An 11,961-nucleotide genomic window follows, 5' to 3' on the forward strand; every position below is an offset into this window, starting at 1 on the left:
CCCGCCAATCTGGACAAGTTTTCCCCGCCCCCTAAAGAGGGCGCATGAGTTTTTCCGCGATTGTCGTGGCGGCGGGGGCGGGCTTGCGCGCCGGGCCGGGAGAACCGAAAGCCTGGCGCATGCTCGGCTCCCGGCCGATCGTCCGCTGGTCGGTGGAGGGCCTGCTCTCCGCCGCGCGCGCGAGGTCGTGGTCGTCGTCGCCCGCGACCGCCTGGCCCAGGTGGACGAGGCGCTGAGCGGCCTCACGGGCTGGAAGGCCGTCACCGGCGGCAAGACCCGCGCCGATTCCGTCCAGGCGGGCCTGGCCGCCGTCACGGCCGGCCGCAATCAGCCGGTGCTGGTGCACGACGCCGCCCGGCCGTTCGTCACCCGCGAGCACGTGGACCGCCTGCTGGCCGCCCTGGAGCTGGCCGACGGCGCGGTGCCCGCCCTGCCCGTCCCGGACACGCTTAAGCGCGGCGACGGCCTGGTCGACGAGACCGTCTCCCGCGAGGGTCTCTGGCGCGCCCAGACGCCCCAGGCGTTCAAGGTCGCCAAGCTGAAAGCCGCCTACCGCCGCTGGCCGACCGGCGAGGAGCCCACCGACGACGCCGCCGTCGTCGAGCGGGCCGGCGGCAGTGTCGCCATGATCCCCGGCGACCCCATGCTGATGAAGCTGACCTACCCCGAGGACTTCCTCATGGCGGAGCAGCTTGCGTCCTCGCGCCGCATCCTGAGGATGGGCCAGGGCATCGACGCCCACCGCTTCGGTCCCGGCGACGTGGTCTGGCTCTGCGGCATCCGCATCGAGCACGATCTCGGCCTCGTGGGCCATTCCGACGCCGACTGCGGCCTCCACGCGCTCACCGACGCCGTCCTGGGCGCGATCGGCGCGGGCGACATCGGCGAGCACTTCCCGCCGTCCGATCCCCGATGGAAGGGGGCCTCCTCCGACCAGTTCCTGGTCCACGCCGTGAAGCTCGCCCAGGCCCAGGGCGGCCGGATCATCAACGCCGACCTGACGCTGATCTGCGAGCGGCCGAAGATCGGCCCGCACCGCAACGCCATGCGCCAGCGCATCGCCGAACTCCTGGACATCCCCGTCCACCGGGTCAGCGTGAAGGCGACCACGACCGAGGGCATGGGCTTCACCGGCCGCGAGGAGGGCCTGATGGCCCAGGCCGTGGTGGCCGTCGAGACGCCGCTCTAGCCTCTCAGGCCCAGCCCCCTACCCCGGCATCCACGCATACCGCTCCTGCAGCTTGCGCCAGAGCGCGCCGGGCAGGTTGGTGTAGTCGTCGGTCCACGGCCTGGCCTGGGTCGGGTCGAGCGCCAGCCAGCGCGGGTCGCGGCCGTAGGCGGCCACCGCCTCAGGATTGCGGCCCACCACGATGGCGTCCTCGTCGGCCTCCCAGAAGGCGCCGTCGCCGAGCACCCGGCGTTTCTGCAGCCAGCCATGGCCGCCGGCCGCCTGGATCACCGCCTGGGCCGGCCCCAGCAGTTCCAGGTTCCGGTTCGAGAGGTGCAGGACCATCACCCCGTCCGGCTTCAGCTTCTGGAGGTAGCCCCGCACCGCCTCGACGGTCAGCAGGTGCGCCGGCACCGCGTCGGACGAGAAGGCGTCGATCAGCAGAATGTCGAAGGCCTGATCCGGCTGCTGCGCCAGCGTCAGCCGCGCATCGCCGACCACATAGTCGATCGGCCCCTGGCTGCACTTGGTCGTGTAGGTGAAGTTCGCCGGGTCGTTGGCGATGTCGATCACCAGGGGATCGATCTCGAAGAACGTCAGGTGATCGCCCGGCCGCACATAGGCCGCCACCGAGCCGGTCCCCAGGCCCACCGCGCCAATCCGGGTCGCCGGCCGCTGCGCCTGCTGCTGGAGGAAGACCTGCCCGATGGGCGTGCCGACCGTGTAGTAGACCATCGGCTGGCACTGCCAGTAGGGGTGCACCGCCTGGGCGCCGTGCAGCGTCGTGCCGTGCGCCAGCATCCGGATCTCCCCGCCCCGGGCCGCGGCCTCGGTCCTGGAGAGCGTCAGCACCCCGAAGAAGCTCCGCCAGCTCCGGGTGGTGTCCGACCGATCGGCGGTGGCGTTGGCCCCGATCGAGATCACCGCCACGATGGCGAACATCAGCAGCGCCTGCTGCCGCACCAGGAAGGCCGACACCACCGCCACGCAGAGCAGCGCCCGCACGGCCAGTTCCAGGAGGTCGAACTGGCTGAAGTCGCCCATCACCGAGCGGGTGTCGAGCGAGGGGCCCACGAAGGTCATCAGGATCGGCGTCAGCGCGGCGCCCAGCACGCCCAGGACGAGCAGGACCCAGCTCCCGATCGGCACGCGGTCCGACCCCCAGGGCCGGGCCAGCACGGCCAGCGCCAGGACCAGCGGGTACTCCCAGACATTGTTGAAGATCACCGGCGCGATGAACGCGTTGAACGCGCCCCCGACGACGCCGCCCACCGAAAGCCAGAGGTAGAATTCCGTCAGGTGCGCGGGGTCGGGCCGACGGGCCACGAGCCGCTGGTGACACATCAGCGCCGTCAGGAAGAAGGCGGTCAGGTGGACGAGAAGCTGGACGATCAGGTTGGTCGTCTTGAACGGCAGCAGGGCCGCGCAGCCGGCCAGGGCCGCCGCCTGCAGGACCAGCGTCAGGTCGAGCGGGATCAGCGGCCTGGCCTGGAAGGCGATGATGAAGGTGACGAGGTAGAGCGCCAGCGGCACGACCCAGATGAAGGGGGCGGAGGCGATGTCCGTGGTGATGTGGGTGGTCACCCCCAGCATCAGGCTGGAGGGGATCGCCGCCAGCGCCACCCAGATCAGCCGCTCGCGCCAAGGGATCGGCGCGGTCTTGCGCACCTCGGCCACCTCGGGCCGCCTGTCCGGCGCGCGGGTCACCACGAAGGCCAGCGCCGCCATCAGCAGCACGAAGGCCCCGTAGGCGGCGCTCCACCCTAGCCTCTGGCCGTAGAGCGTGAAGGCGGGCTCCACCAGCAACGGATAGGCCAGCAGCGCCAGCAGGCTGCCGAGGTTCGAGGCCGCATAGAGGACGTAGGGTTCCTTCCCCTCGCCCGCCCCGACCGTCCGCGCATGCCACGCCTGCACCAGCGGCGCGGTGGCCGAAAGGACGGCGAAGGGCGCGCCGATGGACAGCGCCAGCACCGCCAGCAGCCAGAGGTTGGGGTGTTCGGACGTCGGCGGCCCGATCAGCTCGTTGACCCTGAGCGGGAGCGCCAGCGCCGCGATCAGCAGGGCTGCGCCATGCACCAGGGCCTGGCGCCCGACGCTGGGAAGCCGCTGCAGGGCGTGGGCGTAGCCGTAGCCGGCCAGGAGGGCCAGCTGGAAGAACGCCATCGAGGTGTTCCACACCGAGGGGCTCCCCCCAGCAGCGGCAGGACCAGCTTGGCGACCATCGGCTGGACCAGAAACACCAGGGCGGCGCTCGAAAAGACGGTCACGGCGAACAGCGCAGGCGGCGGTTGGAGGCCGGCCTTGTCGGCCGCGATCGTGGTCATGGTGGTTTTTTCAGCCTTGAATCGATCAGGTGGCAGATGTTGTGGTCGGTCTTCGTTACCAAGCCAGCCAATTTTCGCGGGGTCGGGCGCCGATGTTTTCCCTTGAGATCGTGACCCTGGCCCGGCTCCTCATCGACGAGGCCCGGGAGCGCTCCCTGCGGATCGTCACGGCGGAGAGCTGTACGGGCGGCCTCGTGGCGGGCGCTATCTGCCAGGTGGCCGGCGCCTCGGACGTCTTCGAGCGCGGCTTCGTCACCTACTCCAACCGGGCCAAGCAGGAGATGCTGGGCGTCCCCGGCGACCTGATTGCCGACCTGGGCGCGGTCTCCGAGCCCGTCGCCCGGATGATGGCCGAGGGCGCGCTGGAGGCCTCCAACGCCCACCTGGCCGTGGCCATCACCGGCGTCGCCGGCCCTGGCGGCGGCACGCCGCTGAAGCCGGTCGGCACCGTCCACATCGCCACGGCCCGCACCAACCACGGCCTGATGCACCGCCAGGAGTTCTTCGAGGAGGACACCCGCGAGGGCATCCAGCTCGCGGCGGTGCAGGCGGCGCTCCAGGCGCTCCGGGACCGGATCGCCTAGGCGCCGGGCTCCGCGGCGGCCGGGGCCGTCTCGCCGTAGAGCGTCTTCGCCCGGGCCTCGAAGCAGTCCATCAGCCGGTCGACCGCATGGTTGAAATTGGCCGCCAGCATGGCCTCCAGCAGCCGCGACTTGAACTGGAAGTCGATGTCGAACTCGATCCGCGTGCAGCCCTTGCCCGCGTCGAGGAAGCGCCAGCGGTTCTCCAGCTTCTTGAACGGCCCGGACAGCAGGCTGACGTCGATCTGCCGCTCGTGGCCGTCGCGGCGCACGCGGGTGGCGAACCGCTCCTTCAGGAAGGCGAACCCCACCTTGGCCTCGGCGTCCACCGCCTCGACGCCGTCGCTCAGGTGGCGGGCGTTCCAGGTCCGCATAGCGGTGATCCAGGGCACAAACTCGGGATATTTCGCCACGTCGCCGACCAGCCGGAAGAGCTGGTCCGGCTCGTAGGGCAGCAGCTTCGAGACGTGGTGGCGCACGGCGCTTAAGCCGCCGCTTCCTTGGCCTGGCGGGCCGCCTGCAGGCGGGCGAAGTCCTCGCCGGCGTGGTGCGATGACCGGGTCAGCGGGCTCGAGGAGACCATCAGGAACCCCTTGGCCCGCGCGATCTCCTCGAGCGCCTTGAACTCGTCCGGATGCACGAAGCGGTCGATGGCGGCGTGCCGGCGCGTGGGCTGCAGGTACTGGCCGATGGTGATGAAGTCGACGCCGGCCGAGCGCATGTCGTCCATGACCTGCATGACCTCCTCCTTGGTCTCCCCCAGCCCGACCATAACGCCCGACTTGGTGAACTGGGTCGGATCGCGCTCCTTCACGCGCTCCAGCAGCCGCAGGGAGTGGTAGTAGCGCGCGCCCGGCCGGATGGAGAGATAGAGCCGCGGCACGGTCTCCAGGTTGTGGTTGAAGACGTCGGGCCTGGCGTCGATCACCAGCTCGGCGGCGCTCGTGGGCTTCCGGAGGAAGTCCGGCGTCAGGATCTCGATGGTGGTGGCCGGCGACGCCGCCCGGATCGCCCGGACCACGGCCGCGAAGTGCGCCGCCCCGCCGTCCGCCAGGTCGTCCCGGTCCACCGAGGTGATGACCACATGGGCCAGGCCCATCTTGGCGACGGCGTCGGCGACCCGCGCCGGCTCGGTGGGATCGAGCGCGTCCGGCTTGCCGGTCGTGACGTTGCAGAAGGCGCAGGCCCGGGTGCAGACCTCGCCCATGATCATCATGGTGGCGTGGTTCTTGGTCCAGCACTCGCCGATGTTCGGGCAGGCCGCCTCCTCGCAGACCGTGACCAGCCCGTGGCTCTTCACGATGTCCCGTGTGGCGTTGTAGCCCGCCGAGCCTGGCGCGCGCACGCGCAGCCAGTCCGGCTTGCGCAGGATCGGCGTCTCGGGACGGTTCTGCTTCTCGGGGTGGCGGGGACGCTTGCCGCCCACGGTGTCGATGACCACGGCCATGCGCCCTAGATCGTCTGTCGGGGGCTTCGGATCAAGCGGGACGTGCCCTGCGGGACGCGGCGTCTTGCCCATGGCCCGGCTTCCGGACAGGCTGCGACCTCAAGCTGGAGTTCCGCATGCGTTGCATCGCCCTCGCCGCCGTCGTCCTCGCCGCCGCCCTGCCCGCCGCCGCCCAGACCCCGGTCGCGCCGCGCGTCTACGACGTCGCGCCCTGGTGGATGGACAAGCCGGTCATCCCGTCCGTCGGCTACGTCTGGACCGAGGTCCCGGCCAACCGCGCCTACGCTCAGGCCACCTACCAGGCCATCGATCGCAGCGCCGAGGACGCGACGAAACAGGCCGCCGACAAGGTCCGCGCGCTCGGCCAAGCCCTCGAGGCCTATGGCGCCGACAAGGTCCGGGTGACCACCGCCTTCGCCATCACGCCGCTCTACGCCCAGTACAGGGACAAGGAGGGCAACCTGAACGACAACGAACGCGCCGATAAGATCGAACGCTACCAGGTTTCCACGACCGTCTCCGTGGAGGTTCGCGACGTGCGGCTGGCCGAGCGCGTCTACGCCACTCTGATGGCCGCCAGGCCGTCCTCGACCGAGCAGATGTCGTTCCGCCTCGAGCCAGACAATGAGACGCGCACCCAGATGTTCCGGCGCGCCGTTGAGGACGCACGGCGGCGCGCCCTGCTGGGCGCGGAAGCCGCCGGGACCGGGGTCGGCGCGGCGAAGGTGATCGATCCCACCGGCCGCGCCTGCCAGACGGACGTCCTGCTGGCCGGCCGGCGGCGGCGGCTCGGTCGGCGGGGCCTATCGCGTCCCGCCCCCGGCGCCGCCCCCGCCGCCCGGCTTCGAAGAGATCGTCGTCACCGCCCAGCGTCGCGCCAGGGAGGTGGGCCTGGACCCGGAGGCCTTCCGACTGCCTGTCCAGCCGCCGATGCAACGCCTGGAAGAGTCCGCCTGCGTGGTCTTCGCCCTCGGCTGACCCCCGCCGTCTCACGGACTGTTACCGACCTTTTCAGACCGTGACCGCGGCTATAGGTTGCGCGCCAACGAGAACAATCCGGGAGGCGTACGCCCTTGTCGCGTACCTTCGACCCTAGTCGCATCCATACCACGATCTTCGACGCCCTGATCGAGGCGAGCCAGACCTATGGCCTGAAGAAGCCTATCCTGGAGGACCAGGAGCGCAATCCGCTGACCTACCAGGGCGTGATCCGGGCCGCGTTCGCGCTCGGCCGCAAGATCGCCGCCATGACCAGGCCCGGCGAGCGTGTGGGCGTCATGCTGCCCGCCTCGGCCGGCGGGGTGGTGACCTTCTTCGCCCTGCACGCCTTTGGCCGCACCCCGACCATGCTGAACTTCACGGCCGGCATCCGGAACCTGAAGGCCGCCTGCGAGCTGGCCGGGGGTCAAGCGGGTGCTGACCTCCCACCGCTTCGTCGAGCAGGGCAAGCTGCACGACCTGGTCGACGCCCTGGAGGGGCTCACGACCGTCACCTACCTGGAGGACGTCCGCGAGACGATCGGCCTGGGCGACAAGCTCTACGCCGCCGCCGCCGGGGCCTTCCCGAAGCGCTTCCGCGCCGAGACCCGCTCCGACGCGCCGGGCGTGATCCTGTTCACCTCGGGCAGCTTCGGCGCGCCCCGCGGCGTGGTGCTGACCCAGGCGAACCTGATCGCCAACTGCCGCCAGATCGCGGCCCACATCGCGCTCGATCCGGCCTGGGTGTTCTTCAACCCGCTGCCGATCTTCCACGTCTTCGGCCTGACCGGCGGGGTCCTCCTCCCGCTGCTGACCGGCATGAAGGCCTTCCAGTACCCCTCGCCGCTGCACACCAAGCAGATCCCGCCGCTGGTGAAGGATTCCGGCGCGGCTGTGCTGTTCGCCACCGACACCTTCATCAACCAGTACGCCCGCGCCGCCCAGCCGGGCGAGCTGTCGGACCTGAAGTTCGTGGTCTGCGGCGCCGAGAAGGTCCGCGAGGAGACCCACAACCTGATCACCGAGCGGTTCGGGCCGATCCCGCTGCTCGAAGGCTACGGCGCGACCGAGGCCTCGCCGGTGATCGCCGTCAACAAGCCGGAGGACAACCGCCGCGGCACCGTCGGCGGCCTGCTCCCCGGCATCGAGGTCCGCCTGGAGCCCATGGAGGGCATCCCCGGCGGCGGCAAGCTCCACGTCCGGGGCCCGAACGTGATGGCGGGCTACCTCCGGCCCGACGGCGGCATCGATCCGCCCGTGGACGGGTGGCACGACACCGGGGACGTGGTCTCGATCACCGACGACGACGACCGCTGGATCAAGATCCTCGGCCGCGTGAAGCGCTTCGCCAAGGTCGGCGGCGAGATGGTCTCGCTCACCGCCGCCGAGGACCTGGCCGCCGCCGTCTGGCCGGACTGCCGCCACGCAGTGGTCGCGCTCCCCGACCCGAAGAAGGGCGAACGGCTGATCCTGGTCACCGACAAGCGCGACGCCGACCCCGCACCCCTGCTGGCCTATGCGCAACAGCAGGGCGCGCCGGAGATCGCCGTGCCCCGCAAGATCATCCGGGTGCCGGAGATCCCGGTGCTCGGCACGGGCAAGACCGATTACGTGGCCCTCCAGCGTATCGTCGACGCGGAGATCCGCCGGGCCGCGTGAGTGTTTCCGGCCGGGGCTCTCCCCGGCCTTCATGGGGGGACTTCACGATGCCGGATCTTTCCGCCTGGGCGCCACGAGTCCTGAGCCTGCTGCGGATCATGGCCGCCCTGCTCTTCATGGAGCACGGCCTGATGAAGCTCATCAGCTTCCCGGGTCCGCAGCCCGGCGTGCCCGACCCGCTGCCGCCGCTCCTGATCGCCGCGGCCGCCATCGAGATCGTCGGCGGCGCCTTGATCGCCGTGGGTTTCTTCACCCGCCTCGCCGCCTTCATCTGCTCCGGCCAGATGGCCGTGGCCTATTTCATGGCGCACGCGTCGCAGGGCTTCTGGCCCGGCCTGAACGGCGGCGACGCGGCCATCCTGTTCTGCTTCGTCTTCCTCTACATCGCCTGCGCCGGTCCAGGTCCCTGGAGCCTGGACGCGGTGGTGCGGAAGAAGGCGTAGAACCCCAGTCCCTCCCTTAATGTGGAGGGACGACCGCGAAGCGGTCAGGGTGGGGAAGTCGGGCGCAGTCTCCGAGCTCGTGATCTGAACCACAAACCCCCACCCTGCTCGCCTCCGGCGAGCTGTCCCTCCCCATTAAGGGAGGGACCCTTTGGCTAGATGTGCAGCACCTTGCCGAAGGCGTCGAGCGACGCCTCGTGCATGGCCTCGCTCATGGTCGGGTGCGGATAGACCGTGGCGTGCAGTTCCGCCTCGGTGGCCTCCAGCGTCATGGCCAGCGCATAGCCCTGGATCATCTCGGTGACCTCGGCGCCGATCATGTGCGCGCCGATCAGCGCCCCGGTCTTGGCGTCGAACACCGTCTTCACGAAGCCCTCGGTCTCGCCGGACGCGATGGCCTTGCCGTTCACCTTGAACGGGAAGCGGCCGACCTTCACCTCGATCCCCTGCTCCTTCGCCTGGGCTTCCGTCAGGCCGACGGACGCGATCTGCGGGTTCGAATAGGTGCAGCCCGGGATCGGCGCATTCAGGTTCGAGGGCTTCAGCCCCGCGATGTGCTCGATGCAGTGGACCCCCTCGTGGCTCGCCTTGTGGGCCAGCCAGGGCGGGCCCGCCACGTCGCCGATGGCGTAGAGGCCGGGCACGCCGGTCCCGCCATGGCCGTCGGTGACGACGTGGGTCCGGTCGATCTTCACGCCGAGCGCTTCCAGGCCCATGTCCTCGACATTGCCGACGATGCCGATGGCGACGATGGCCACGTCGGCCTCCAGCGTCTCCGCCTTGCCGCCCGCCTCCAGCTCGATGGCGACGCCGGACTTCGACTTGGTCAGTTTCTTCACGGAGGCCCCTACGCGGAACTTCAGGCCCCGCTTCTCGAACGCCTTGTGGGCGGCCTTGGAGACCTCCTCGTCCTCGACCGGCAGGATGCGCGGCAGGGCCTCGATCACCGTCACCTCCGAGCCGAGCGCCCGGAAGAAGCTCGCGAACTCGATGCCGATGGCGCCGGAGCCCACGACGATCAGCCGCTTCGGCGCTTCCTTCGGAACCAGCGCCTCGCGGTAGGTCCACACGCGCTCGCCGTCCGGCTCCATGCCGACCTGCGGGATCGTCCGGGCCCGCGCGCCCGTCGCCAGGATCACGTGCTTGGCCTGCACCGTCCGCGAACCGCCGGCGGTCAGGGCGACCACCACCTTCGGCGCCGGGCTGCCCTTCTCGAGCTTCGCCGTCCCGGCGATCACCTCGATCTTGTGCTTCTTCATCAGGAAGGCGACGCCGGCGTTGAGCTGGGCCGAGACCTTCCGCGAGCGCTGCACCACGGCGCCGAAGTCGAACGACGCCTTCTCCACCTTCAGGCCGTAGTCGGCGAGGTGGCCGAGCGTCTCATAGACCTCGCCGGACTTCAGCAGCGCCTTGGTCGGGATGCAGCCCCAGTTCAGGCAGATGCCGCCGAGCTCGGCGCGCTCGACGATGGCCGTCTTCATCCCGAGCTGCGCCGCGCGGATCGCCGTCACATAGCCGCCCGGGCCCGAGCCGATCACCACCACATCGAAATCAGCCATCAGAGCAACGCCTCGATCGCGCCTTCCAGCGCCTTGGGTTCAACGGTGGGCGCGAAGCGGTTCACCACCCGCCCCTGCCGGTCGACGAGGAACTTGGTGAAGTTCCACTTGATGCCCTCGGTGCCCAGCAGCCCCTTCTTCGCCCCCTTCAGGTAGACGTAGAGCGGGTGGGCCTTCGGGCCGTTGACGTCGATCTTCCGCATCATCGGGAAGTCCACGTCGTAGGTCAGCGAGCAGAAGCTGGCGATCTCCGCCGCGTCGCCGGGCTCCTGGTTCGAGAACTGGTTGCAGGGAAAGCCCAGCACCACGAGGCCGCGGTCCCGGTATTTCGTCCAGAGCGCCTCCAGGCCCGCGTACTGGCGGGTGAAGCCGCACTTGCTGGCCGTGTTGACGATCAGCACGACCTTGTCCCGGTAGGCCGAGAGCGGCGCGGGCTGGCCGTCCAGCGTCTCGGCCTCGAAGTCGTAGATGCTGGCCACGTCGCGGCCTCAGACGATCATGGTGATCGGGTCTTCGATCAGCGCCTTGAACGCGGTCAGCCAGCGCGCGCCCGTGGCCCCATCCACCACCCGGTGGTCGCAGGTCAGGGTCACGCTCATCACGGTGGCGATGGCGAGCTCGTTCCCGCGCACCACGGGCCGCTTCTCGCCCGCGCCGACCGACAGGATGCAGCCCTGCGGCTCGTTGATGATCGAGGCGAAGGTCTTGATGCCGAACATGCCCAGGTTGGAGACCGAGAAGGTGCCGCCCTGGAACTCCTCGGGCTTCAGCTTCTTGTTGCGGGCCCGCTCGGCGAGGTCCTTGGCCTCGGTGGCGATCTGCGCCAGGCCCTTCAGCTCGGCGGAGCGGATGATCGGGGTGATGAGCCCGCCGGGGACCGCCACGGCCATGGCGACGTCCGCATGGTGGTGCATGGCGATGCCTTCCGGCGAGTAGGAGGCGTTGGCCTCCGGCACCTGCTTCAGGGCCACCGCGGCGGCCTTGATCACCATGTCGTTGACGCTGACCTTCACGCCCTGCTTCTCCAGCATGGCGTTGATCTTGGTCCGCGCGGCCAGCAGGCCGTCGATCTCCAGGTCGATGGTCAGCGGGAAGTGCGGCACGTCGCGGAAGCTGTCGGTCATCCGCCGGGCCACCGTCTTGCGCATGCCGTCCAGCGGGATCAGGTCGTAGCTGCCGGGCGCGATGCCCATCTGCTCCAGCGACTGCACCTGCCGGGGCGCAGCAGCGGCGGCCGGCGCGCCAGGGGCCGGCGCCGCGGGGGCCTTGGCCTGCGAAGCCCCCGGCGAAGCAGGCTGGGCCTTCTCGACGTCGGCCTTGATGATCCGGCCGTGCGGGCCCGAGCCCTGGATGGCGGCGAGGTCGACGCCCTTCTGCTCGGCGATCCGCCGGGCCAGCGGCGAGGCGAAGATCCGCGGACCGCGCGGGGCCTGGAAGGCCGCCGCCTTCTCGGGCGCGGGCGCCGCGGCCGGCGCAGGCGCGGGCTTCGCAGCCTCGGCCTTCGGAGCCTCCGCCTTCGGCGCTTCAGCCTTCGGGGCCGGCGCGGCGGTCTCGCCTTCGCCCGACAGGCGCGCGATCAGGCTGTTCACCTTCACGCCTTCCGTGCCCTCGGGGACCAGGATCTCCTCGACCACGCCCTCGTCGACAGCCTCCACCTCCATGGTGGCCTTGTCGGTCTCGATCTCGGCGATCACGTCGCCGGAGCGGACGGCGTCGCCCTTCTTCACGTGCCACTTGGCAAGCGTGCCCTCCTCCATCGTGGGGGACAGGGCGGGCATGAGGATGTCGATCGGCATCGGATC

General features: G+C 70.2%; 9 protein-coding genes and 2 pseudogenes. 5 read left to right on the plus strand and 6 right to left on the minus strand.

Translation table 11 applies throughout. The features are described 5' to 3' along the window. The first annotated feature begins 44 nt into the window (after nucleotides 1-44). Nucleotides 45-1,189 (plus strand): annotated as a pseudogene (locus LRS04_RS20990) (bifunctional 2-C-methyl-D-erythritol 4-phosphate cytidylyltransferase/2-C-methyl-D-erythritol 2,4-cyclodiphosphate synthase). An 18-nt stretch (nucleotides 1,190-1,207) separates the two neighbouring features. Here LRS04_RS20990 and LRS04_RS20995 read toward each other — a convergent pair. Further along, nucleotides 1,208-3,331, minus strand: coding sequence for a spermidine synthase (locus LRS04_RS20995; RefSeq protein WP_257818038.1), 2,124 nt, complete (start codon nucleotides 3,329-3,331; stop codon nucleotides 1,208-1,210). 253 nt (nucleotides 3,332-3,584) lie between these two features. Between LRS04_RS20995 and LRS04_RS21000 the strand changes: the two genes are divergently transcribed. Then, nucleotides 3,585-4,076, plus strand: a complete 492-nt coding sequence (locus tag LRS04_RS21000) for a CinA family protein (protein WP_257818041.1) — start codon at nucleotides 3,585-3,587, stop codon at nucleotides 4,074-4,076. Here the strand turns inward: LRS04_RS21000 and LRS04_RS21005 are convergent. Both LRS04_RS21005 and lipA read right to left on the minus strand, forming a co-directional pair. After that, on the minus strand, nucleotides 4,073-4,552 hold the full coding sequence (locus LRS04_RS21005; protein WP_257818042.1) for a type II toxin-antitoxin system RatA family toxin: 480 nt from the start codon (nucleotides 4,550-4,552) through the stop codon (nucleotides 4,073-4,075). The two genes, LRS04_RS21000 and LRS04_RS21005, sit on opposite strands and share 4 nt — an antisense overlap. Before the next feature lie 5 nt (nucleotides 4,553-4,557). Further along, nucleotides 4,558-5,520 carry a lipoyl synthase gene (lipA, locus tag LRS04_RS21010; protein WP_257818043.1) on the minus strand — a complete coding sequence of 321 codons (963 nt, stop codon included), beginning with the start codon at nucleotides 5,518-5,520 and terminating at the stop codon, nucleotides 4,558-4,560. A 116-nt stretch (nucleotides 5,521-5,636) separates the two neighbouring features. Here lipA and LRS04_RS21015 point away from each other — a divergent pair, with 116 nt between their 5' ends. The 3 genes and pseudogenes from LRS04_RS21015 to LRS04_RS21025 all read left to right on the plus strand — a co-directional run bounded on the left by LRS04_RS21015 (nucleotide 5,637) and on the right by LRS04_RS21025 (nucleotide 8,600). Next, nucleotides 5,637-6,542: an SIMPL domain-containing protein gene (locus LRS04_RS21015; protein ID WP_257818044.1), complete on the plus strand. Its 906-nt coding sequence runs from the start codon at nucleotides 5,637-5,639 to the stop codon at nucleotides 6,540-6,542. 51 nt (nucleotides 6,543-6,593) lie between these two features. After that, nucleotides 6,594-8,157: pseudogene (locus tag LRS04_RS21020) on the plus strand (AMP-binding protein). Between the two features lie 47 nt (nucleotides 8,158-8,204). Continuing rightward, on the plus strand, nucleotides 8,205-8,600 hold the full coding sequence (locus tag LRS04_RS21025; RefSeq protein WP_257818046.1) for a DoxX family protein: 396 nt from the start codon (nucleotides 8,205-8,207) through the stop codon (nucleotides 8,598-8,600). Nucleotides 8,601-8,755: 155 nt separating this feature from the next. Here LRS04_RS21025 and lpdA read toward each other — a convergent pair whose 3' ends face one another. The 3 genes from lpdA to LRS04_RS21040 are packed head-to-tail and all read right to left on the minus strand — an operon-like array spanning nucleotide 8,756 to nucleotide 11,955. Further along, entirely contained in the window at nucleotides 8,756-10,162 is a 1,407-nt protein-coding gene (gene lpdA / locus LRS04_RS21030; RefSeq protein WP_257819213.1) for a dihydrolipoyl dehydrogenase, read from the minus strand. Further along, complete coding sequence (locus tag LRS04_RS21035; protein WP_257818048.1) at nucleotides 10,159-10,638, minus strand: glutathione peroxidase; 480 nt, start codon at nucleotides 10,636-10,638, stop codon at nucleotides 10,159-10,161. The genes lpdA and LRS04_RS21035 overlap by 4 nt, the downstream gene beginning before the upstream one ends. Before the next feature lie 9 nt (nucleotides 10,639-10,647). Beyond that, complete coding sequence (locus LRS04_RS21040; protein ID WP_257818049.1) at nucleotides 10,648-11,955, minus strand: pyruvate dehydrogenase complex dihydrolipoamide acetyltransferase; 1,308 nt, start codon at nucleotides 11,953-11,955, stop codon at nucleotides 10,648-10,650. Between the last annotated feature and the right edge of the window lie 6 nt (nucleotides 11,956-11,961).

The sequence above is a fragment of the Phenylobacterium sp. J367 genome (assembly GCF_024699985.1).
Taxonomy (GTDB): Bacteria; Pseudomonadota; Alphaproteobacteria; order Caulobacterales; family Caulobacteraceae; genus Phenylobacterium.